Source organism: Rhizobium pantanalense, from assembly GCF_030182525.1.
Classification (GTDB): Bacteria; Pseudomonadota; Alphaproteobacteria; order Rhizobiales; family Rhizobiaceae; genus Rhizobium.
In genome coordinates this window covers 24,039-45,245 of sequence record NZ_JAQJCH010000014.1, presented here as the reverse complement: position 1 = coordinate 45,245, position 21,207 = coordinate 24,039, and the positions used below count along the sequence as shown (strand labels likewise).

23 protein-coding genes and 1 tRNA gene are annotated in these 21,207 nt (G+C 59.2%); 15 read left to right on the top strand and 9 right to left on the bottom strand.

Annotation, left to right across the window (positions count from 1 at the left end; all coding sequences use genetic code 11):
* The first annotated feature begins 69 nt into the window (after positions 1-69).
* Positions 70-969 carry a LysR family transcriptional regulator gene (locus tag PH558_RS28975; RefSeq protein WP_285207939.1) on the top strand — a complete coding sequence of 300 codons (900 nt, stop codon included), beginning with the start codon at positions 70-72 and terminating at the stop codon, positions 967-969.
* A 310-nt stretch (positions 970-1,279) separates the two neighbouring features.
* Here PH558_RS28975 and PH558_RS28970 read toward each other — a convergent pair whose 3' ends face one another.
* Positions 1,280-2,245 carry an NmrA/HSCARG family protein gene (locus PH558_RS28970; protein ID WP_285207994.1) on the bottom strand — a complete coding sequence of 322 codons (966 nt, stop codon included), beginning with the start codon at positions 2,243-2,245 and terminating at the stop codon, positions 1,280-1,282.
* Positions 2,246-2,256: 11 nt separating this feature from the next.
* Between PH558_RS28970 and PH558_RS28965 the strand changes: the two genes are divergently transcribed.
* Positions 2,257-2,670, top strand: a complete 414-nt coding sequence (locus PH558_RS28965) for a winged helix-turn-helix transcriptional regulator (protein ID WP_285207938.1) — start codon at positions 2,257-2,259, stop codon at positions 2,668-2,670.
* 191 nt (positions 2,671-2,861) lie between these two features.
* On the opposite strand, the gene PH558_RS28960 is transcribed toward PH558_RS28965, so the two are convergent.
* Positions 2,862-2,951, bottom strand: a tRNA-Ser gene (locus PH558_RS28960).
* A 233-nt stretch (positions 2,952-3,184) separates the two neighbouring features.
* On the opposite strand from PH558_RS28960, the gene PH558_RS28955 reads away from it, so the two are divergent.
* The 9 genes from PH558_RS28955 (at position 3,185) to deoA (ending at position 11,833) form a co-directional block, all read left to right on the top strand.
* On the top strand, positions 3,185-3,502 hold the full coding sequence (locus PH558_RS28955; protein ID WP_075856392.1) for a hypothetical protein: 318 nt from the start codon (positions 3,185-3,187) through the stop codon (positions 3,500-3,502).
* 370 nt (positions 3,503-3,872) lie between these two features.
* The gene (locus tag PH558_RS28950; RefSeq protein ID WP_095433612.1) at positions 3,873-4,868 is read left to right on the top strand and encodes a BMP family lipoprotein; all 996 of its coding nucleotides are present in this window, start codon (positions 3,873-3,875) and stop codon (positions 4,866-4,868) included.
* An 80-nt stretch (positions 4,869-4,948) separates the two neighbouring features.
* Positions 4,949-6,460 carry an ABC transporter ATP-binding protein gene (locus PH558_RS28945; protein ID WP_113391014.1) on the top strand — a complete coding sequence of 504 codons (1,512 nt, stop codon included), beginning with the start codon at positions 4,949-4,951 and terminating at the stop codon, positions 6,458-6,460.
* Positions 6,461-6,467: 7 nt separating this feature from the next.
* Positions 6,468-7,571, top strand: coding sequence for an ABC transporter permease (locus tag PH558_RS28940; RefSeq protein WP_095433614.1), 1,104 nt, complete (start codon positions 6,468-6,470; stop codon positions 7,569-7,571).
* A gap of 10 nt (positions 7,572-7,581) precedes the next feature.
* Positions 7,582-8,553: an ABC transporter permease gene (locus PH558_RS28935; RefSeq protein WP_095433615.1), complete on the top strand. Its 972-nt coding sequence runs from the start codon at positions 7,582-7,584 to the stop codon at positions 8,551-8,553.
* A 3-nt stretch (positions 8,554-8,556) separates the two neighbouring features.
* A complete protein-coding gene (locus PH558_RS28930; RefSeq protein WP_095433616.1) occupies positions 8,557-8,949 on the top strand; it encodes a cytidine deaminase in 393 nt (130 codons plus the stop codon).
* Positions 8,946-9,752, top strand: coding sequence for a purine-nucleoside phosphorylase (locus PH558_RS28925; protein WP_285207937.1), 807 nt, complete (start codon positions 8,946-8,948; stop codon positions 9,750-9,752). The genes PH558_RS28930 and PH558_RS28925 overlap by 4 nt, the downstream gene beginning before the upstream one ends.
* Complete coding sequence (gene deoC, locus PH558_RS28920) at positions 9,749-10,522, top strand: deoxyribose-phosphate aldolase (protein ID WP_095433618.1); 774 nt, start codon at positions 9,749-9,751, stop codon at positions 10,520-10,522. Before PH558_RS28925 ends, deoC begins: the two co-directional genes overlap by 4 nt.
* 3 nt (positions 10,523-10,525) lie before the next feature.
* Positions 10,526-11,833, top strand: coding sequence for a thymidine phosphorylase (deoA, locus tag PH558_RS28915; protein WP_285207936.1), 1,308 nt, complete (start codon positions 10,526-10,528; stop codon positions 11,831-11,833).
* Between the two features lie 52 nt (positions 11,834-11,885).
* Here the strand turns inward: deoA and PH558_RS28910 are convergent, their stop codons facing one another.
* The 7 genes from PH558_RS28910 to PH558_RS28880 all read right to left on the bottom strand — a co-directional run bounded on the left by PH558_RS28910 (position 11,886) and on the right by PH558_RS28880 (position 17,399).
* Positions 11,886-12,410 carry a TIGR02281 family clan AA aspartic protease gene (locus tag PH558_RS28910; protein ID WP_285207935.1) on the bottom strand — a complete coding sequence of 175 codons (525 nt, stop codon included), beginning with the start codon at positions 12,408-12,410 and terminating at the stop codon, positions 11,886-11,888.
* A gap of 125 nt (positions 12,411-12,535) precedes the next feature.
* Positions 12,536-13,165, bottom strand: a complete 630-nt coding sequence (upp, locus tag PH558_RS28905; RefSeq protein WP_015338410.1) for a uracil phosphoribosyltransferase — start codon at positions 13,163-13,165, stop codon at positions 12,536-12,538.
* A gap of 121 nt (positions 13,166-13,286) precedes the next feature.
* Positions 13,287-14,255, bottom strand: a complete 969-nt coding sequence (locus PH558_RS28900) for an adenosine deaminase (protein ID WP_285207934.1) — start codon at positions 14,253-14,255, stop codon at positions 13,287-13,289.
* Complete coding sequence (locus PH558_RS28895; protein ID WP_285207933.1) at positions 14,252-15,472, bottom strand: phosphopentomutase; 1,221 nt, start codon at positions 15,470-15,472, stop codon at positions 14,252-14,254. Before PH558_RS28895 ends, PH558_RS28900 begins: the two co-directional genes overlap by 4 nt.
* 133 nt (positions 15,473-15,605) lie before the next feature.
* Positions 15,606-16,178 carry a TadE/TadG family type IV pilus assembly protein gene (locus PH558_RS28890; protein ID WP_113410083.1) on the bottom strand — a complete coding sequence of 191 codons (573 nt, stop codon included), beginning with the start codon at positions 16,176-16,178 and terminating at the stop codon, positions 15,606-15,608.
* Between the two features lie 14 nt (positions 16,179-16,192).
* Complete coding sequence (locus PH558_RS28885) at positions 16,193-16,813, bottom strand: TadE/TadG family type IV pilus assembly protein (RefSeq protein WP_113395870.1); 621 nt, start codon at positions 16,811-16,813, stop codon at positions 16,193-16,195.
* A 154-nt stretch (positions 16,814-16,967) separates the two neighbouring features.
* Complete coding sequence (locus tag PH558_RS28880; RefSeq protein WP_095433624.1) at positions 16,968-17,399, bottom strand: pilus assembly protein N-terminal domain-containing protein; 432 nt, start codon at positions 17,397-17,399, stop codon at positions 16,968-16,970.
* A gap of 403 nt (positions 17,400-17,802) precedes the next feature.
* On the opposite strand from PH558_RS28880, the gene PH558_RS28875 reads away from it, so the two are divergent.
* From PH558_RS28875 to PH558_RS28860, 4 genes are all read left to right on the top strand, one after another.
* A complete protein-coding gene (locus PH558_RS28875) occupies positions 17,803-17,994 on the top strand; it encodes a Flp family type IVb pilin (protein WP_285207932.1) in 192 nt (63 codons plus the stop codon).
* 124 nt (positions 17,995-18,118) lie between these two features.
* Complete coding sequence (locus tag PH558_RS28870) at positions 18,119-18,631, top strand: A24 family peptidase (RefSeq protein WP_285207993.1); 513 nt, start codon at positions 18,119-18,121, stop codon at positions 18,629-18,631.
* A gap of 165 nt (positions 18,632-18,796) precedes the next feature.
* The gene (gene cpaB, locus PH558_RS28865) at positions 18,797-19,612 is read left to right on the top strand and encodes a Flp pilus assembly protein CpaB (protein WP_113410056.1); all 816 of its coding nucleotides are present in this window, start codon (positions 18,797-18,799) and stop codon (positions 19,610-19,612) included.
* A gap of 14 nt (positions 19,613-19,626) precedes the next feature.
* On the top strand, positions 19,627-21,159 hold the full coding sequence (locus tag PH558_RS28860; protein ID WP_095436134.1) for a type II and III secretion system protein family protein: 1,533 nt from the start codon (positions 19,627-19,629) through the stop codon (positions 21,157-21,159).
* Positions 21,160-21,207: the final 48 nt, after the last annotated feature.

Here is a 21,207-nt window from a genome sequence, read left to right as displayed (position 1 = left end):
ATAGGGCTTTCCATCCAGCGGCGGGAGCGATAATAAAGTGATTGTCTCTATCGGCTAATATGATGGATCATGATCGGCGGTCTCACCCTCGACCAGTTGCGTATCCTGGTGACCATTGCTGATGCCGGCAGCTTTTCGGCGGCCGGGCGGCAATTGCGCCGCGCGCAATCGGCAATCAGCCAGTCGGTGGCGACATTGGAAGCCGCACAGGGCGTCCAGCTCTTTGACCGCAGCACCCATCGCCCCCGCCTGACGGAAACGGGCCGGGTTCTGGTCGATCAGGCCCGGCTGGTGCTTTCGAGTGCGGCCCGCTTCGAGGCCGTCGCGACCGGTGCGCGAGGCGGGGTCGAACCCGAGCTTGCTCTGGCTATAGATCCGCTGGTGCCCACCGCCCCGCTCATCGAAAGCCTGCGCGCCTTGCACCAGGTCTATCCGCATCTTCCCGTCAGCTTCTCGACTGAGGGCCTGGGCGGGGCGCTGCGTCGTTTGCGCAGCGGCGACGTGGCACTGGCCTTCTGCCTGCTGCTGCCGGTGGTGCCAGACGATGTCGTGGCTTCGCCGCTGCTGCGCGTGGCGCTGACGCCCGTGGTCAGTGCCGAACACCCATTGGCAGCGCTTGGCCGTCCGGCAACCCGCGACGACCTGGAGCGCCATATCCAGCTCGTCCTGTCCGATCCGGTCGATCGGGAAGCGAACAATTACGGCCTGGCCAGCGCCACCCGGTGGCGCTTTGTCGATCTCGGCCGCAGACTGGATTTCCTACTAGCCGGTTTCGGCTGGTGCCGCATGCCGGAGCATCTGATTGCCGATCATCTCGCAGCCGGCGATCTGGTTCGGCTCGAGCTGGCCGAAGATGCCCGTGACCCGGCAGACGCCCTGACCATATACGCCGCCCGCATGGCAGACCATGAACCTGGCCCGGCCGGCCGGTGGCTCCTTGACGACCTGCAGGTCCGGCTGTCGCTCTGATCCGGTCAAACAGTTGTCGTCAGTATCGCCTAATCCCTGAGAGATACCGGAAGAGCCGCGATGAACGCGGTCAAAGTCGGCTCTTCGGTGTTAGTCGCACTGTCGCCAACGTCCGCAATCGGCGGCGAAATCGCGCCATAGAGGGCAATCAGCGGCTAATGGCGGGCCGAAGCCGACGAAGCCGAGAACTACGTCTACGCTATATCCCTCTACAGCCCTCATAAATAGAGCTGCAACCGAATGGCTCGAATGGGTGGTTTCCTGCCAGTCCGCTATGAAACGCTATTACTCTAAAGAAGACGAAGGCGGGTCAGTAGGATGATGCTCGCAAGGCTTCATCAAGCGACCTGCGCCCATTGCCAGCAAGCCAGGACGCGAAAGTCAGCAGGTCGGGATTGATTTCGCGCATGAGTTTCAAATCGACCTGCTCGGCAAGCGGCCCGTCTTCCAGGCTCTTTGCCATATGCGCGAGATCAGCGTTTGCAGCAAGAACGTCGTCGGGAAAACGTTCATAGGTTATCGGGCGGCCGGCTGCTTCGCTGAAGGCTGCCTCAAGCTCGCGCCCGGTCAGGCGGTCGCTCGCGATCTTAAGCGTCCTGCCGCCGAAACGGGGCCTGTCGGCGAACACTGCAGCAACAAACCTACCGATGTCTTCCACGGCGATAAGCTGAATGGAATGCTCCGGTCGGATCAGGGACACCAGCCGGCCCTCATCCAGACCGAAGCCGGGTCGCACCAGCATTTCCATGAAAATCATCGGCCGGATTATGGTCGTAGTCATGGCCAGTTCCCGAACATGTGCTTCGATACGAGGCTTGGCGTCGAAACGCGGAACACCTGTCAGTTCGTTCCCCACGCTGGCGCCCGACGAGTAGACAAAATGGTTGATGCCGGTTTCAGCAGCGATATCCGCAATCGAAATGCCATGACGGGCTTCGTCCTCGGCGGACAGGTTGGCTGGCAGTACGCTAAAGACACCGTAAGCGTCTTTCATCGCTGTGCGGATTACATTGGTCTCTTCAAATGAACCCTGCACAAGCTCGACGCCTGCATTCCGCAATTGCAGCGATGCAGCTTTGGTAGAATCCAGAACGAGTGCGCGAACAGGCCATCCCGCCTTCAACAAGGCTTTGGCGACTGATCCTCCCTGCCTTCCGGTAGCGCCGAAAACCAGAATGGGGTGCTTGCTATTGGTCACTTGAAACCCTCGCGTTAAACAAGGGCTATCCATATATACGAATAATGTTCCGTCGGAAGACGGCACATTTTTCAGCATCAGGCACAAGGATGATACTCTTGGACGAACAGATCGATGCCGGCACATTCCGCGGATCAGAGAACGACAGACACTTCAGACCCATCCCGTCAAACGGGGTCTGCAGCCTGCTGAGTGACAAATGGACTGTGCCGGTTCTGTGGCGTCTTTCGCTCGCGGAGGGTCATCGGCTCCGATTTTCAGCTTTGAGAAAAGAGGTCGGCGAAATCACCCAGCGGATGCTGACGCTCACGCTACGCAATCTCGAGCGCGAAGGATTTGTCGTACGCCACTATTTCCCCGAAGTGCCGCCGCGTGTCGAGTATGAGCTGACGGAGATCGGCCACGGAGCTTTGCGCGCCCTTGAGGGATTTAATTTCTGGGTCCACGACAATCTGGACTCCATCAAGGCGCGCCGGCGCGCTTATGACCAGGCGGAGTTATAAATTAAAATCCCCGAAATTGGCTGAGAAGCTCAGATGTCGGTCCAGGTTAGCAACGCTCGGCTACGCCCGCTTTCCACATCGTCGATCGTTGCCCTGGACGGCCGACTTAGAATCGGCGGTTCACCATGCCACTTGGCGGCGATGCGGTGATTGGCGGAGAAATCGCGCCATAGAGGGCAATTAGCGGCTAATGGCGGACAGGGAGGGATTCGAACCCTCGGTACGCTTTCACGTACACACGCGTTCCAGGCGTGCGCCTTAAACCACTCGGCCACCTGTCCTTTGGCGTTTCGCACCCGGTCAGGAAGCAAATCGTCGGAACGGCCGCGATATATACCGATGAATTCCTGGCAATCAACCCGAATCTGACAGATTTTTGACTTGTTGGCGCAAAACTCTGCATCTCCTCCCCATTGCGCTTATTTTGAACGCAACTTATCTAATGAAATAGATGAGGCGGCATAAGACCGGTCGGCCCGCGAAGGCTGAACACAGCGAGTATCGGGAGGAGTTTATGCGTTTCCTGTTGCGTTTTGCCAGCCTTGTCGCGCTGGTGGTGGCTGTTATCGCCGGCACCATAGATTCCATTCAATCCGTTGCGGCTTCCGCCGTGGTCATGACCCCGATGGGCGATGCATGGAACGATGTCAGCCCCTCGTCGCTCGCAAGCCTCCGCTCGGCGATTGCCTATTACGTTCATCCTCGTTTCTATGACATGGCGATGCAATGGCTGCTGTTTCAGCCGGCCTTCGCCGTCTTCCTGGTGATTTCCCTATTGCTGTGGATGGTCGCCTACAAGCGCCAGCCTGCAGCCGGCCGCTTCAGCGCGTGAGGGTTTCTGCGTGTGTCTTTCGGCCTGTGCCATTCAGGGAATTGAGTGGCGTTGGAAGGAATTGGCGGTGGCTCCATCGCAATGCGGCGAGCGGTAGAACTGGCGATTGCGGAGAGCCGACCGGCAGCTGTTCTGACCAATAAAATTGCAGTTTTGGCCCGAAATTGTTTAAAAAACGGGTCGTTTGGATGGGTTTTCACCAATTCCCACAAATCTTTACCAACTGAAAAATTTCTCGTGAATTTTTCGTGCAGCCATGCAAGGATGCGCGCCAGCTTGGCCTCGGGGGAGGCCGGCAGTTCCGCAGACTTGCCCGATCAACGGGCTTGCGGGAGGACCCAACAAGATAGAAACAATAGGGCTGCACCACATGAAAAAATCCCTTTTGACCCTTTTCGCCCTGGCTGCCATGTCGGCAACGGCGCTCGCGGCCGATATCAAGCCGGCAATCGTCTACGGAACCGGCGGCAAGTTCGACAAGTCCTTCAACGAAGCTGCCTATAATGGCGCTGAAAAGTTCAAGAAGGAAACCGGCATCGCTTACCGCGACTTCGAGCCGACGGGTGACACCCAGGGCGAACAGGCGCTGCGCAACTTCGCCAGCAAGGGCTTCAATCCGGTTATCGCTGTTTCCTTTGCCTGGACCTCCGCGCTGCAGAAGGTTGCTGCCGAATATCCGAAGACCGAATTCGTCCTGATCGACGACAGCCTTGATCTGCCGAACGTCCGCTCCGTCAAGTTCAAGGAAAACGAGGGCTCTTATCTCGCCGGCGTCATGGCTGCCATTGCATCGAAGTCCGGCAAGATCGGCTTCGTCGGCGGCATGGACATTCCGCTGATCCGCAAGTTCGAATGCGGCTACGAGCTCGGTGCGCGCGCCACCAATCCGAAGATCGAAGTCTTCCAGAACATGACCGGCACGACCGGTGCTGCCTGGAATGACCCGGTTCGTGGCGGCGAGCTCACCAAGAACCAGATCGACCAGGGCGCGGACGTTGTCTACGCGGCTGCCGGTGCTACCGGCCTCGGCGTGCTGCAGACGGCCGCCGACAACAAGAAGCTGTCGATCGGCGTCGACTCGAACCAGAACTACCTGCATCCGGGTTCCGTTCTGACCTCCGTCGTCAAGCGCGTCGACCTCGCCGTCTACAATGCCTTCAGCGATGCCAAGAACGGCAAGTTCACGCCCGGCACGCAGGAGCTCGGCTTGAAGGAAGACGGCGTCGCCGTTGCCATCGATGACAACAATAAGCCGCTCGTCACTCCGGAAATGCAGGCTGCCGTCGACAAGGCGCGGACCGATATCGTCGCCGGCACCATCAAGGTCCACGACTATCTGACCGACAACGCCTGCCCGAAGAACTGATATGAAATAAGGGCGTATGACGGGACAAAAACGTCATACGCCCTTTTCTTATCCGGAAACCGGTTTCTGGAGCCCCTATAGTGAACCAAATCTCTGCCATCGAGCTCGTGGGCATCGACAAGAAGTTCGGTGCTGTCCACGCCAATAAAGATATCAACCTGACCGTCGCCAAGGGCTCGATCCACGGGATCATCGGCGAAAACGGTGCCGGGAAATCGACTCTCATGTCGATCATCTATGGCTTTTATCATGCCGACAGCGGTGAGATCCGCATCAACGGCAACCCGATCGCCATCCGCGACAGCCAGACGGCGATCGCAGCCGGCATCGGCATGGTGCACCAGCATTTCATGCTGGTCGACAATTTTACCGTCCTTGAAAACGTCATGCTGGGCGCCGAAGGCGGCGCGCTTCTCGCCAAGGGCGTTGCGGCCGCGCGCGCCGAGCTTAACCGGCTGGAGAAGGATTACGGCCTGGAAGTCGATCCGGATGCGTTGATCGAAGAGCTTCCCGTCGGCCAGCAGCAGCGCGTGGAAATCCTGAAGGCGATGTATCGCGGTGCCGAGATCCTCATTCTCGACGAACCCACCGGGGTTCTGACACCGGCCGAAGCCGACAATCTCTTCCGCATCCTTCGCGTGCTTCGCGACCAGGGCAAGACGATCATTCTCATCACCCACAAGCTGCGTGAGATCATGGCGATCACCGATACGGTATCGGTCATGCGCCGCGGCGAGATGGTTGCCACCCGCAAGACGGCGGAAACCACCGTCGAGGAATTGGCAGAATTGATGGTCGGACGCCGCGTGCTGCTGCGTGTCGAGAAGGGTGCTCCCAATCCGGGCGAAATCCTGCTGTCGGTGCGCAATCTCACCGTCAAGGACGGCCGTGGCGTCACCATGGTCGACAATGTCTCCTTCGATGTCCGCGCCGGCGAAATCGTCGGCATTGCTGGTGTCGCCGGAAATGGTCAATCGGAATTGCTGGAGGCGATCGCCGGTATCCGCAAGCCGGCTTCGGGCGAGATCCTTCTGCACGGCAAGCCGATCGGCAACGCCGATCCTGCAGCACTTCGCGATCTCGGTCTTGCCCATATTCCCGAAGACCGCCATCACATGGGTTTGGTCCTCAAGTTCGAGGAATATGAGAATTCCATGCTCGGCTATCACCGTGACCGCAAATACGGGCGCGGCGGTATGCTCGATCTCGACGCCATGCGCAAGGATGCCATCGAAAAGATCGAGAAATACGATATCCGCCCGCCGAACGCGCGGCTGAAGACCGCCAATTTCTCCGGCGGCAACCAGCAGAAGATCGTCGTCGCCCGCGAGATCGAGCGCGATCCGAAGGCGCTGCTGATCGGTCAGCCGACGCGCGGTGTCGATATCGGCGCCATCGAATTCATCCATCGCCGCATCATCGAGATGCGCGACGCCGGCAAGGCGATCCTGCTGGTGTCGGTGGAACTGGATGAAATCCGCGCGCTTTCGGACCGTATCCTCGTCATGTTCGCCGGCCATATCGTCGGTGAAAAGTCGGCTGAGGCCGGTGAACAAACACTCGGCCTGATGATGGCCGGCATTGCCGCGTGAGGCGTATATGAGCACGGCTTCCGTTCCGCTCCCGAACTGGATCACCTACGGCCTGATCCCCCTTCTCAACCTGATTGTTGCCTTCCTGATCTCCGGTCTTGTCGTCTGGTTCATCGGCGAGAGCCCGCTCGATGCGCTTGTCCTGCTGCTGCAGGGCGCTCTCGGCAGCGGCGAAGGCATCGGCTTCACGCTGTATTATGCGACGAGCTTCATCTTCACTGGCCTTTCGGTCGCCGTCGCTATCCATGCTGGCCTTTTCAATATCGGCTCGGAAGGCCAGGCCTATGTCGGCGGTCTCGGCTGTGCGCTTGTGGCGCTGACCCTCGACCATTATGTGCCCTGGTATGTGACGATGCCCTTTGCCGTCATCGGCGCCGCAATCTTCGGGGCTCTCTGGGCCTTCATTCCTGCCTGGCTGCAGGCCAAGCGCGGCAGCCACGTCGTCATCACCACGATCATGTTCAACTTCATCGCTTCGGCGATGATGAACTTCCTGCTGGTGCATATACTGATCGTTCCGGGCAAGATGGCGCCGGAAACGCGTACGTTCCTTGAGGGCGGTCAGCTGCCGAAGCTCGGCTGGTTGATGGATATGTTCGGCTCGACCATCGGTGCGGCACCGCTCAACGTCTCCTTCCTGATCGCGCTCGTCATGTGCTTTCTCGTCTGGGTGCTCATCTGGCGCACCAAGCTCGGCTATGAAATGCGCACGCTGGGCCTCAGCCCCACCGCTGCCGTTTATGCCGGCATTCCCTATGCCCGCACGGTCGTCATCGCCATGCTGCTTTCGGGCGGCCTTGCCGGCATGATGGCGCTCAATCCCGTCATGGGTGCGTCCGCGCGCCTGCAGGTGGAATTCGTGCTCGGTGCGGGTTTTGTCGGTATCGCCGTGTCGCTGATGGGCCGTAATCATCCTCTCGGCATCATCGCGGCGGCGATCCTGTTCGGCATTCTCTATCAGGGCGGCGATGCATTGTCCTTCGACATGCCGAATATCACGCGCGACATGATCGTGGTGATCCAGGGTCTGGTCATCCTGTTTGCAGGGGCTCTCGAATATATGTTCCGACCTGCGCTCGTGCGCATCTACCAGACATTCGCCAGGACGTGAGGATCGGACGATGGACTATTATGATCTTCTCATCAGCATATTGGGCTCGACGATCCGGCTATCGATCCCGCTGATCTTCACAGCGCTGGCGGGCCTGTTTTCCGAGCGAGCCGGCATCTTCGATATCGGCCTTGAAGGCAAGATGCTGGCTTCGGCCTTCGCTGCGGCCTGCGTCGCCTCAATCAGCGGCTCGCCCTGGGCTGGCCTTGCTGCTGGCGTTACAGTCTCAGTTGTCGTCGGTCTGCTGCATGGTTTTGCCTCGATCACCAATCGCGGCAACCAGATCGTTTCGGGTGTCGCGATCAACTTCCTGATGGCCGGCTTGACCATCGTTCTCGGCCAAGCCTGGTTCGGACAGGGCGGCCGCACGCCGACTTTGCCTGCTACCGCGCGCTTTTCCGGCATCACCCTGCCAGGCGCCGATGCCCTTCGTGACGTTCCGTTCATCGGGCCGCTCTACGCCAACGTTATCTCGGGCAACAATATTCTGACCTATCTCGCCTTCCTCACGGTGCCGATCTCCTGGTGGATCCTCTATCGGACCCGCTTCGGTCTGCGGCTGCGTGCGGTCGGTGAAAATCCGGGCGCCGTCGATACCGCCGGCATCTCGGTCGAATGGCTGCGCTATCGCTCGCTCATCGTTGCCGGCATTCTCTGCGGCTTCTCCGGCACATATCTCGCCATTGCGCAATCGGCCGCCTTCATCAACAACATGTCGGCGGGCAAGGGCTATATCGCTCTCGCCGCACTGATCTTCGCCAAGTGGAAGCCGGTGCCGGTCATGTTCACCTGCCTTCTGTTCGGCTTCCTCGATGCCTTCGCCAATTTCATGCAGGGCAAGGCGGTTCCGGGCATTGGCGAGGTGCCGGTACAGATTTTCCAGGCGCTGCCCTATATCCTCACCTGCATCCTGCTTGCAGGCTTTATCGGCGTCGCCAAGCCCCCGAAGGCCGGTGGCGTGCCCTATACCAAGGAGCGCTGAACCATGTCGCATGATTTGTTTGAGGCCGCGCGTGGCGCGATGGCCTTTGCGCATGCTCCCTATTCGAAATTCCCGGTCGGCGCGGCGATCCGCGCCGAGGATGGCAAGATCTATACCGGCGCCAATATCGAAAATCTCTCCTTCCCGCAGGGCTGGTGTGCCGAACCGACGGCGATCGGCCAGATGATCATGGGCGGTGCCAAGAAGATCGTCGAGATTGCCGTCATCGCCGAGAAGCTGCCGCTCTGCCCGCCTTGCGGCGGCTGCCGGCAAAAGATCGCCGAATTTGCCAGCAAGGAGACGCGCATCTATCTTTGCGACGAAACCGGCGTGAGGAAGACCATGACCATGGACGAGATGCTCCCCTTCAGCTTCGAAACCGAGATACTCGGATGAGCGCGGCTGTTGACATTCTCACCGAGAAGCTCGGCGAATTGAAGCCGCGCTATGGCATCATCCTGGGTTCCGGCCTCGGCTCTCTCGTGGATGAGGTCAAAGACGCGCTGCGTATCCCCTATGCCGATCTGCCGGGCTTCCCGGTCAGCGCAGTATCAGGCCATGCGGGCACGCTGGTCGCAGGCAAGCTGGGCGATGTTCCCGTCATCATGCTTTCCGGCCGGGTGCATTATTACGAAAAGGGCGACGCCAATGCCATGCGCGCGCCGATCGAGATCTTGAAGGCTCTCGGCGTCGATACGCTGATCCTGACCAATTCGGCTGGATCGCTACGGGAGGAAATGCCGCCGGGCTCGGTGATGCAGATCACCGATCACATCAACTATTCCGGCATGAACCCGCTGATCGGCGAGGAGAGCGACAGGCGCTTCGTCGGCATGACCAGCGCCTATGATACCGACCTCATCATGCGCATGCGCAAGGCGGCGGAAAAGGCCGAGATCAAGCTGTCGCACGGTGTCTATATGTGGTTTTCCGGCCCGAGCTTCGAAACGCCGGCCGAGATCCGCATGGCGCGCATCCTGGGTGCCGATGCCGTTGGCATGTCGACGGTGCCGGAAGTCATCCTGGCGCGTCTTTTCGGTCTAAGGGTTGCCGCTGCCTCCGTTATCACTAACTATGGTGCTGGCATGACCGGCGGAGAACTCTCGCATGAAGAGACGAAAGACATGGCTCCGGTCGGCGGCGCACGCCTTGCTGCCATTTTGAAAGAAATGATCGCTGACGAAGGAGATCCACAATGACGGGCCATTCCCTCAGAGAAACGGCAGCTGTTGCGCTTTCCCTTCTCGATCTCACCAATCTCAAGGATGACTGCACGCCGGCGCAGATCGAGGCGCTGTGCGCCCGCGCGCAATCGCCCTATGGCAATACGGCCGCCATCTGCATCTGGCCGCGTTTTGTCGCCCAGGCGCGCAGCATTCTCGGAACCGATCATGTCGTTAAGATCGCAACCGTGGTGAATTTCCCGGCCGGTGATATGGAGGTGGCCGATGTTGCTGCCGAAGCGCGCGAAGCGATTGCTGATGGCGCCGACGAGATCGATCTGGTCATTCCCTATCGTGCCTTTCTGGCCGGCAAAGAGCAGGCCGTCACCGACATGGTCGCCGCGGTAAAGGCCGAATGCAAAGGCCCGGTGCTTTTGAAAACCATTCTCGAAACCGGCGAAATCAAGGATACCGCGCTGATCCGGCGCGCGTCGGAACTTGCGATCGAGGCTGGCTCTGATTTCATCAAGACGTCCACCGGCAAGGTGGCCGTCAACGCGACGCTGGAAGCCGCTGACATCATGCTGCGGGCGATCCGCGACAGCGGTCGCAAGGTCGGCTTCAAGCCTGCCGGCGGCATCGGCTCCGTTTCCGATGCGGCGCTCTATCTGAGCCTTGCCGAAACCATCATGACACCCGATTGGGCCATGCCCTCGACTTTCCGCTTCGGTGCATCGAGCCTCCTCGATGATATTCTGAACGTGCTGGCCGGCGGAGAGTCCAAGGTGGCCTCGTCAGGCTACTGATCCATGATCCCGCAGGAGATCATCCGTCAGAAGCGTAACGGCGCCATCCTTTCGGCCGCCGATATCGATGCGTTTATCGGTGCATTGGGGCGTGGCGAACTGGCTGAAAGCCAGATCGGCGCCTTTGCCATGGCCGTCTGGTTTCGCGGTATGACGCGGGAGGAAACGGTAGCGCTGACGCTCGCCATGGCCCGCTCCGGTGATACCCTCTCCTGGCAAGGCATCGGCAGGCCGATCGCCGACAAGCATTCGACGGGTGGCGTCGGCGACAATGTTTCGCTGATGCTCGCACCCATCGCTGCCGCCTGCGGCCTCGCCGTGCCGATGATTTCCGGCCGCGGCCTCGGCCACACCGGCGGCACGCTCGACAAGCTGGAATCCATTCCCGGTTACGGGATCACGCCGGATGCTGCCCGCTTCCGCAAGGTGGTCGAGGAAGTCGGCTGCGCCATCATCGGCCAGACCGGCGCGCTGGCACCCGCCGATGGCAAGCTCTATGCGGTACGCGATGTCACTGCCACGGTTGATTCCGCGCCGCTGATTACCGCCTCCATCCTGTCGAAGAAACTGGCGGCCGGGCTGGAAACGCTGGTGCTCGACGTCAAGATCGGCAGCGGCGCCTTCATGACCTCGCTTGAGGAAGCGGAGACGCTGGCGCGCTCGCTGGTGGAGGTGGCCAATGGCGGCGGGGTCAAGACTTCGGCTCTGATCACCGACATGAACCAGCCTTTGGCGGATGCGGCCGGCAACGTGGTCGAGCTTCGTAACTGTCTGGATTTCTTGAAGAGCAACAAGGCGGGCACGCGGCTCGAAACGGTCGTGCTGGCCTTCGCATCCGAAATGCTTGTTCAGGCCGGCATTGCCGCGAACGTTGCCGAGGCGGAGGGCAGGGCGCGCGAGGCTTTGGCATCCGGCAAGGCGGCAGAGATATTCGGCCGCATGGTGCATGGTCTCGGCGGTCCGGCCGATCTGCTCGAACATCCCGAGCGCTATCTGGCAAGCGCGCCGGTGCAGACGCCCATTCTCGCTGCCGCCGATGGCTGGCTCGGCGCCTGCGATACGCGAGCGATCGGCGTGAGTGTGATCGATCTCGGGGGTGGCCGCCGCCGCCCGCAGGACAAGATCGATCATCGCGTCGGCTTCAGTGATATCCTGCCACTCGGCACGAAGGTGAGCAAAGGCGACCGTATCGCGACTGTCCACGCGGCGGATGAGGCCAGCGCGGAGAAGGCTGTCGCCGATCTCTCAGCCAATTACCGCCTCGTCGACGAAGCACCGGCTCCGTCGTCCGTTATCATCGGCAGGATCTGACGGACGACAGCGCCACGAATGCAGTCGGCGGCTTTGCATGGACCTCGGCCACCTACTGCTTCAACAGCAAATTGCCGTTCTGGACTCCATAGGAGTTCAGTTTCTTCATGAAGCTCATGCCGATCAGCGTCGTACCGAGCGCACTGTCCTTCGCCACCACGGCATCGACATCGCGGACCCGGATCGTGCCGATCTCCAGACGGTCGAGTTTGATGTAGGCGACTTTGGAAGTGCCGTTCGCGGTTTGGATGGGGTAGCGATAGTCGAGATCGACGCCGCTGAAGCCGAGGCTGCGCGCGGTACTTTCGTTCATCGCGACGTAGGTTGCGCCGGTATCGATCATCCCATGCACGGAGCGGCCATTGATGGTGAAATCACCCTCATAATGTCCGCCCGCGTTGGCGCGCAGCTGAACACTGCCATAGGAAACAGGAATCTCCGCTTTCGACGGCGCCAGCGAGACCGCTTCGACAGGCGCGGCCCTTGCGGCGGGCTCGTTATAGCTTTTCACCAACATCGGCACCTGGGTTGCCGCAACAGCAATGATACCGGCAATGACAAGAACGCGAACGAGCATCGGCAAGGCCCCTCCTGCGGGCCAGGCCATCTATAAGCCAAGTATGCTGAAAGGACGCTAAAGCAATCAATAAAAAGCCCGGCAGTTGAATAACGGCCGGGCCTTATAAGAGTATAATAGCGGATTTACTTCGTTCCGTACATGCGGTCGCCGGCATCGCCGAGGCCGGGCACGATATAGCCCTTCTCGTTCAGGTGGCTGTCGATGGCGGCGGTAAAGACCGGCACGTCCGGATGCGCCTTGCGGAAATTGGCGATGCCTTCGGGGGCCGCCAGCAGGCACAGGAAACGGATATTGTGCGCGCCGCGCTCCTTCAGTTTTTCGATTGCGGCAATCGAGGAATTGCCTGTTGCCAGCATCGGATCGACTACGATGATCAGGCGTTCCGAGATATCCTCCGGCGCCTTGAAGTAATATTCGACCGGCTGCAGCGTTTCGTGATCGCGGTAGACGCCGATATGCGAGACGCGGGCCGAGGGCACGAGATCGAGCATGCCTTCGAGCAGGCCGTTGCCGGCGCGCAGGATCGAGGCGAAGACCAGCTTCTTGCCTTCGAGGATCGGCGCATCCATCGGCTGCAGCGGCGTCTCGATGGTCTCGATCGTCAGTTCGAGGTCGCGGGTCACTTCGTAACAGAGCAGCGTCGAAATCTCGCGCAGCAGCCGGCGGAAGCTTCCCGTCGACGTGTCCTTCTTGCGCATGATTGTGAGCTTGTGCTGCACAAGCGGGTGATCGATGACAGTGACGCCGTCCATGGTTTCAGCCTTCCAGTAATTCCGCGATATGAGATGGTTCTTTCACGGAAATCGCCTCTGGTGCAAGAAAATAGGCCGCTTTTGGAGATTTCATCCCCAATATGGGGCCTTAACTGTGCATTTAGAGCTTCGCCAACAACGCCGCCCGTGTCGCCTCGTCTACGAACGCCGCCTCGATCGCCGTGCGGGTCATCGCATCGATCTCGTCATCGCTAAAACCGAAGGCTGACGACGCCAGCTCGTATTCCCGCTTCAGCGAGGTGTGGAAGAAGGGCGGATCATCGGAACTTATCGTCACCTTCACGCCGGCGTCACGCAGCCTGCGCAACGGATGCGACTGGAAATCCGGGAAGACGTTGAGTGCGACATTGGAGCCGGGGCAAACCTCCAGCACGGTGCCGAGATCGGCAAGGCGCTTGACGAGGTCCATATCCTCGATGGCGCGCACGCCATGGCCAATACGCTGCGGGCGCACCAGGTCGACGGCATCGGCGACGCTGAATGCTCCGCAGACCTCGCCGGCATGGATGGTAATGCCGAGACCGGCCTCGCGGGCGATATCGAAGGCGCGGGCGTAATCGGCGACGCGGCCCATGCGCTCTTCGCCTGCCATGTTGAAACCAGTAATCAGCGGATTGTCGCTTTTGGCGGCATATTCGGCGGCCTTCACCACCCGGTCCGGACCAAAATGGCGTTCGCCGGTTACGATCAGCCGCGCTTCGATACCGGTCTTTGTCTTGGCGGCACGGATGCCGGCGGAAACGCCTGCCATATAGGCGTCGGCGCCGAGGCCGATGCGATCGCCATGGTCGGGTGAAACGATGAGCTCGCTATAGATCGTGCCGATGTCGGCAAGCTCTTCCAGATAGGTTTCCGTCAGCAGCGCATAGTCTTCCTCGGTGCGGTAGACCTCGGAAACCTTGTCGTAGCAGACGAGGAATTCGGCAAAATCCTTCCAGAGGTAAACGCCGTCCTTGAGGAAGGCACTGGTGTCGACGCCGTATTTCTCTGCTTGTGCGAGCGTCAATGCCGGTGGGGCCGCGCCCTCCAGATGGCAGTGCAGCTCCACCTTCTTCAAATGCGATGTCAAAGGAAGCTCCTCCCGTGCGGCCCTGCCGCAATTCCCAGATGTTTCGCAACCGTCTCGCCGATATCGGCATAGGTCTGACGGACGCCGATGGAACGGGATCGAATGCCTGGCCCGTAAGCCATGACGGGCACGCGCTCGCGTGTGTGATCGGTCCCGCGCCAGGTCGGGTCGCAGCCGTGATCCGCGGTCAGGATGACGAGATCGCCCGCCTTCAGCTTCTTGTGCACTTCAGGCAGCCGCGCGTCGAACGCCTCGAGTGCTGCGGCATAACCCGGCACGTCGCGGCGGTGACCATAGACCATGTCGAAATCGACGAAGTTGGTGAAGACCAGATCGCCATCCTCGGCTTCATCCATGGCCTTCAGCGTCGCATCCATCAGTGCCATGTTGCCATTGGCCTTGATGACCCTGGAGATGCCCTGATGGGCAAAGATATCGCCGATCTTGCCGACGGCATGCACCGTGCGTTCGGCCTTGACCAGACGGTCGAGCAGCGTCGGTTCCGGCGGCAGAACGGAGAAGTCACGGCGGTTGCCGGTACGCTCGAAAGTCGCGGCGGTCTCGCCGACGAAGGGGCGGGCGATGACGCGGCCGATATTGTAGGGATCGAGCAGGGTGCGCACGATCTTGCAGAGGCCGATCAGCCGGTCGAGGCCGAAATGCTGTTCGTGTGCTGCAATCTGGAAGACGGAGTCCGACGAGGTATAGCAGATCGGCTTGCCGCTACGGATGTGCTCTTCGCCAAGCCTGGCGATGATATCCGTGCCGGATGCATGGCAATTGCCGAGAATCCCTGGCAGATCGGCGGCTTCGCAGATGGCCTTCACCAGCTCCGGCGGAAAGGCATCGCCCTCTGCCGGAAAGTAACCCCAGTCGAACATGACGGGCGTACCGGCGATCTCCCAATGACCCGATGGCGTATCCTTGCCGCGGGAGGTTTCGCTGGCGCAGCCATAAAGGCCGTAGAGTTTTTCCGGCAGAGGCATGCCGGCGGGATAATTGCCCGTCGCCGCCTTGGCGATCTCCAGCAGGCCGAGGCCGGACATGATCGGCAATGTCAACGGACCCTGACGCAGGCCTTCGCGATCGGCCGCGCCGGCGGCGCAGAACTCGGCAATATGGCCAAGCGTATCGGCGCCCTCGTCACCATAGCTTGCCGCATCCGGGCCGCCGCCGACACCGAAAGAATCCAGAACGAAGAGAAAGGCGCGCGCCATAGATCACCCGATAGAATGCCGTCACCCGGCAGGTTTTCCGGGTTATTGGACGTCACCCATATAACGGAGGCATCGGCTTGGCAATTTTCCGTTTGGAAGCGGCACTTCGCGCAAGGTTTTGGCCGTCGGGCCTTCAACAGTCGCTGCAGCTGATCGAAGTGCCGACGCGCTGCCGGTAGTAATATTGCCGGCTGATGGTGATCTGGTTTGTGCCGCTTGGCAGGAAATTGGCACCGAAGCTGAGGAGCTGATAGGGCAAGGCAAGCTCGCTACGGACGAGGAATGTGCTCGCCTGGTTCATGTTGGCCGGCACCGTGACCGTGGAGCCCGGTGTATACGGCCTGGTTCCGTCCTGCGCCCAAGACCAGGCGACGGTCGCATTGCCGGCCGTGTCGATCGCAATGCCGGTGATCTTCAGCGTCAGGCCCGTCGTGCTATAGGGCGCGAAGATCGCGCCGGCAACCGAAGGCATGCCCGCAAGCACGGACTTGGTGACCGACGTCTGCTGCGAGACGATGTCTGCGATCGATCCTGCAGAACGGCTGGCACGTTTCGAGGCATTGAGGCCGACGGTAAGCTCGAATGCACCGAGATAAAGCATCAGCAATACGGGAAAAAGAATGGCGAATTCGATCGCGCCGACGCCATCTTTGTCGCGAGCGAAGCGTCTCAGGATGCCAAAGCGCGTACTTTCTTTCCCGATCATGCTCTTGAGGCCGCTCACGGATAATTCTCATTCTGAAAGGCTGCAGTTGCGACGATGAGATAGACCGACGCTGAGCCGTCGGTTGGATGCACGTTGGTAAGATAGGGGCGCAGCAGATCCGTTATGATCTGCCAGCGATAATAGGCGCGCACCATGTTCAGCGATTTGGCGCCGCCGGGTGTAAAAGTGAATCCAGTCGTGCTGAGATCGGAATAAGGATCGGTCGACGACTTGCGGGGGATCGTCGTCGGCATGGATGCGAAGCTCGAATAGCTCTCCACATCGAGATAGAGGCTTGCCGGCGTCTGTACTTCGGTGGAGGAGCAGGTAATGAGCACGGAAATCTGATTGCAGAATGCCTGCCGGAACTGCTGCGAAGTCGTATTGGCTGCCGTAATCTGCCCGGTCCGGATCTGACGCGACAGAGTATCAACGGCGTTTGAGACGACTTGCTCCGCGGTAAAGGCGACGAAGGTTTCGATGATGGCAAAGACGATCAGAAAATAGGGGATCGCAAGCAAGGCAAATTCGATCGCTGCTGTCCCGTCCCGAGAACGCACGAATTCACGCAAGCTGCTTCGGGCACTGCGACGTGCGCGGCCTGTATTGGCGTGAGGGGTATTATCTGGCGTCATGGGAAGTCCGCGGCGATTTACACGCGGACGACACTAGAATTGCTTTCTTGATAATCCGTTTCTCTTCTCTCTTCATATTTAGAGGAAACTGGGATTATCGTTTTCTGCTCAATTCTTTGAAAGTACTTTAGAATATTTGCGTTATCGAATGTTGTTATTGTCCGGCAGCAGCCGTTGGGGTTGTCGTTGTCGTATTGTTCTGCTGGGCATGCTGTTCGCAATTGGGCGTGCACGACAGCACGGCGCGATCCGTCTGGCGGAACACACGGACTGTATTGCCTTCGTCGATCGACACCAGGATCTGCTCGTCCACGATGGCATTGCCGTCGGCATCGAGCAGGATGATGTTTGTCGTGCCGAAGCTGCGGCCGGTCAGCACGATGGTTTTCGGATCGGCGACCGTCGCATCGGCGACTTGCGAATTGCCGACGATGACCTTGCTGACGGGGCGATCCAGCTTCAATACGCGCGCGTGATCCATATAGACGCGCAGCATGCTTTCTCCGGCAGCGTGGGAAAGCTGTGGCGTCATGCCGGCCATGGCGACAATGCCGGCAAGGAATGCTGTTCTGCCGCCGATTGGCATGGCTTGGCCTCTTGGAAAACTATGGCGAAAAGGATCTCTGGATAGAATGGGAAAGAATGGTGAATGAACGATTAAGGTTGTCTTCTGCCATGTAATTATGGCGCGTATGTCCCATACGGACCCTCTCCGTCGCCTTCTTGCGCAGATCGTGTATTAATTCGAGACGAATCGTATATCGCACTAATATTCATACATCTAATAATTTCTATTTGGCTGAAGATTTTCTTTAAAAACATAGAGAAGAACATACAAGTCACATTAACTATTCTATTTTCGCTTTTGGATTTACTGCACATTAACCTAATTCTTTAAAGCGATGGAAACGGCGGGAAGCTACCGTGCAACTCATCCGATCAACGGCAACAGTTGGCGGACGTGCTGTCAACAAAGTGGAGTTAAACTTATGTCCAAGCTTTTTTCGCGTTTCCTGAAGGATGAATCCGGCGCGACCGCAATTGAATATGGCCTGATCGCCGCCCTGATCTCGGTCGCCATCATCACCGGCGCGACGACCCTCGGTGGTACATTGAATACTACATTCCGAAATATTGCGACGAAGATGACTGCCGCTGATACTCAGTCCAAGGGCTACTAAGGTGTAACATAGCGCCTGAAACCAACCCCGTTTTTGCAAGGGTTGGTCGTTGCTAGCGAAAACCGTTCTCTCTGGCGAGCGGTTTTCGATTTTTTACCTGTGTCGCAAAGGCGGTTTATCTTCAATGCTTGAAACGGCAACATTGCTGATCTTCCCGCTCTGTATGTCGATCGCGGCGATCTCGGATCTGCTGACCATGACGATCCCGAATCGCGTGTCGTTGGCGCTTGCGGTCTCGTTCCTTGTGCTGGCGCCGGTCTTCGGTTTATCGCTTGCAGATATTGGCCTGCACTTCGCCGGCGCCATTGCCGTCTTCTTTGCTTGCTTCGTGCTATTTGCTTTGAATGTCATGGGCGGCGGCGACGCCAAGCTCTTGGCTGCGGCCACGCTTTGGTTCGGCTTTGATTCGTCGCTTGTGGAATTTCTAGTCTACGTCGCATTTATCGGCGGCATGGTCACGGTACTGATAGTTATGCTTCGCTCGCAGGCGACAAGTATCATGGCAATTGGTCTTTCATTGCCAAATTCGTTGCTGGTTGCCAAGAAAATCCCCTACGGCATCGCAATTGCCATCGGCGGCTTCCTTGCCTTCCCATCTTCACCATTGCTGATTGCGGCGACGCGAAGCATGCTTTGAAGCCGGACATTAGCCAGTAAAAGTTAATCTGGAATATATATAATTCCTAATATACGCCAAGTAATCATGGTTAAATAACAATAAATGTAACCAGCCATTAACCATAATTACACCAATTGCCGGTCATTCTGCAGGGCGAAGAATCCTGTTCCTCAAGGAATGACCATGAAGCCCGCTCGCATAATGATACTCGCAGTGGCAGCCGTCGCGGCCGGTATGGCCGGTTTGCTCGCGATGCGCCTGGCTGGTTCGCGCGATATCGTTCCCCAGCAGATTGCGGCGGTGGTGGAGAAGGAGGCGACGATCAATGTCCTCGTTGCCGGTGCCAATCTGCCCGTCGGTTCGCGTCTGAACGAGCAATCGATCCATTGGATGCCCTGGCCCGAAAGCGGCATCGTCAAAGGCCTCATCACCGAACGCGAGCGCCCGGATGCGCTGAAGGATCTGAGCGGTGCCGTAGTCCGCCTGCCGATCTTCGAGGGCGAACCCATCCGCGAAGAAAAGGTCGCCGATTCCAACAGCCGTATCCTTTCGTCCTTGCTGCCGGCGGGCAAGCGGGCCGTCGCCACCGAAATTTCCGTCGCCACCGGAGCAGGCGGCTTCATCCTTCCGAATGACCGCGTCGACGTCATCATGGTGCGCAAGGGCTCGCAGCAGCAGCTTGTCACCGAAACCGTGCTCAGCAACGTCCGCGTTCTGGCTGTCGATCAGCAGATCGAGGAAAAGCAGGACGGAAGCAAGGCCGTCGTTGGGGCAACCGCAACGCTGGAGCTGACACCGGATCAGACGAAGGTCCTGGCGGTCGCCCACCAGATGGCCGATCGCCTGACGCTGGCATTGCGCTCCGTTGCCGACGCGCAGCAGCCCGATACGACGGCCGCCGATTATCTACTGGCCGGTGACAGTGGCGGCAGCATGATCCAGGTCATCAAATCGGGAGCAATCGTAACCGACGGCCCAAGCGGGCCTAAACCGCAATGAGAAGGGGCGAGACGATGTTAAAGACAAGCAAGAAAGCCAGCCTCCCCCTTGCCGTAAGCCTCTCCTTCTCGGTCGCCTTTGCCGGCCTGCCCTTGGCAGATGTTCCGGCCTTTCTGCGCACGCCTACCGCTTTTGCAGGCGGCTCGGACAGTATCGTCACAATAGCCGGCCTCGGCACGAAGCGCACTTTGAAGCTTGGTCTCAACAAGGCGCTCGTCGTCGATCTGCCGGCCGACGCCCATGACATCCTTGTCTCCGATCCCAAGATGGCCGATGCGGTGACGCGGACCTCGCGCCGCATCTACCTTTTCGGCAAGACGGTCGGCCAGACCAACATCTTCATCTTCGGCGCCGACGGCAAGGAGATCGTCAGCCTCGATCTCCAGATCGAGCGCGATATTGCCGGCCTGCAGGATAATATCAAGCGCTTCATCCCGGACTCCGATATCAACGTCGAGATCATCTCCGACAACATCGTCCTCACCGGCATCGTGCGTACGCCGCAGGATTCGATCCGCGCGCAGCAGCTTGCACAGGCCTTCCTCAAAGGCGGCGAAGCGACGACACGAAACCAGACTGCCTCGGGCAGCGGCGACAACAACGCAGTCGCCATTTTCGCCGAAGGGCGGCAGACCTCGCAGATCGTCAACATGCTCCAGATCGAAGGCGAGGATCAGGTGACGCTCAAGGTGACCGTCGCCGAAATCAAGCGCAGCGTCCTGAAGCAGATTGGTTTCGACAATCTGGTCAGCAATTCCTCCGGCCTGGGCGTCGCTCAACTCGGCAATATCGGAAACACGGGAACCACGAATTTCCTGGGAGTAAACGGCGATCCCACAAACGCCACCGGCGCAGGTGGTATCTCGACACTCTTCAAATACGCGCTCGGGAAATACAATATCAGCACCTATCTGAATGCTCTCGAGCAGGCAGGTGCTGTGCGCACCTTGGCCGAGCCGACATTGACCGCCATTTCCGGACAGGCTGCCACCTTCAATTCCGGTGGCCAGACGCTCTATTCCACGACCGACAAGGACGGCAACACGACGATCACGCCCTATACCTACGGTATTACGCTGGCCTTCACGCCTGTGGTCCTGGCCGGTGGCCGCATCAGCCTGCATGTGCAGACCCAGGTCTCGGAACCCGTCGCATCGTCATCCACCCCGACCTACAACCAGCGTGCCGCCAATACTTCGGTCGAGCTGCCATCCGGGGGATCGATCGCGCTTGCCGGCTTGCTGAGCGATAACGTACAGCAGACGACCTCGGGAACGCCGGGTGCATCGAAGATTCCGATCCTGGGTGCCCTGTTCCGTCAGAAGAGCTTCCAGCGGGATGAGAGCGAGCTGGTGATTATCGCGACTCCCTATCTCGTGCGCCCCGTAGCGCGCGACAAGCTTGCCCGCCCCGACGACAATTTTTCTCCGACGAACGATGCCGGTGTCTTCTTCATGAACCGTGTCAACAAGATCTACGGCCGCAAGGATGGTCCGCCGGTCGCCGACGCCGATTTCCACGGCACAGTCGGCTTCATCTACAAGTGAGGAGCGGGACCATGACACCAGCCTTTTCAACGAGCTCAACGAGAGAGC

Bases quoted from the DNA above. Each gene is read 5' to 3' on its own strand.
- cpaB (WP_113410056.1), top strand. From the start codon at position 18,797: ATGAAGCCCGCTCGCATAATGATACTCGCAGTGGCAGCCGTCGCGGCC.
- PH558_RS28935 (WP_095433615.1), top strand. From the start codon at position 7,582: ATGGACTATTATGATCTTCTCATCAGCATATTGGGCTCGACGATCCGG.
- PH558_RS28895 (WP_285207933.1), bottom strand. From the start codon at position 15,472: ATGGCGCGCGCCTTTCTCTTCGTTCTGGATTCTTTCGGTGTCGGCGGC.
- PH558_RS28925 (WP_285207937.1), top strand. From the start codon at position 8,946: ATGAGCGCGGCTGTTGACATTCTCACCGAGAAGCTCGGCGAATTGAAG.
- PH558_RS28940 (WP_095433614.1), top strand. From the start codon at position 6,468: ATGAGCACGGCTTCCGTTCCGCTCCCGAACTGGATCACCTACGGCCTG.
- deoC (WP_095433618.1), top strand. From the start codon at position 9,749: ATGACGGGCCATTCCCTCAGAGAAACGGCAGCTGTTGCGCTTTCCCTT.
- PH558_RS28870 (WP_285207993.1), top strand. From the start codon at position 18,119: ATGCTTGAAACGGCAACATTGCTGATCTTCCCGCTCTGTATGTCGATC.
- deoA (WP_285207936.1), top strand. From the start codon at position 10,526: ATGATCCCGCAGGAGATCATCCGTCAGAAGCGTAACGGCGCCATCCTT.
- PH558_RS28875 (WP_285207932.1), top strand. From the start codon at position 17,803: ATGTCCAAGCTTTTTTCGCGTTTCCTGAAGGATGAATCCGGCGCGACC.
- PH558_RS28975 (WP_285207939.1), top strand. From the start codon at position 70: ATGATCGGCGGTCTCACCCTCGACCAGTTGCGTATCCTGGTGACCATT.
- PH558_RS28890 (WP_113410083.1), bottom strand. From the start codon at position 16,178: ATGATCGGGAAAGAAAGTACGCGCTTTGGCATCCTGAGACGCTTCGCT.
- PH558_RS28950 (WP_095433612.1), top strand. From the start codon at position 3,873: ATGAAAAAATCCCTTTTGACCCTTTTCGCCCTGGCTGCCATGTCGGCA.
- upp (WP_015338410.1), bottom strand. From the start codon at position 13,165: ATGGACGGCGTCACTGTCATCGATCACCCGCTTGTGCAGCACAAGCTC.
- PH558_RS28965 (WP_285207938.1), top strand. From the start codon at position 2,257: ATGATACTCTTGGACGAACAGATCGATGCCGGCACATTCCGCGGATCA.
- PH558_RS28885 (WP_113395870.1), bottom strand. From the start codon at position 16,813: ATGACGCCAGATAATACCCCTCACGCCAATACAGGCCGCGCACGTCGC.
- PH558_RS28880 (WP_095433624.1), bottom strand. From the start codon at position 17,399: ATGCCAATCGGCGGCAGAACAGCATTCCTTGCCGGCATTGTCGCCATG.
- PH558_RS28860 (WP_095436134.1), top strand. From the start codon at position 19,627: ATGTTAAAGACAAGCAAGAAAGCCAGCCTCCCCCTTGCCGTAAGCCTC.
- PH558_RS28930 (WP_095433616.1), top strand. From the start codon at position 8,557: ATGTCGCATGATTTGTTTGAGGCCGCGCGTGGCGCGATGGCCTTTGCG.
- PH558_RS28910 (WP_285207935.1), bottom strand. From the start codon at position 12,410: ATGCTCGTTCGCGTTCTTGTCATTGCCGGTATCATTGCTGTTGCGGCA.
- PH558_RS28955 (WP_075856392.1), top strand. From the start codon at position 3,185: ATGCGTTTCCTGTTGCGTTTTGCCAGCCTTGTCGCGCTGGTGGTGGCT.
- PH558_RS28970 (WP_285207994.1), bottom strand. From the start codon at position 2,245: ATGCTGAAAAATGTGCCGTCTTCCGACGGAACATTATTCGTATATATG.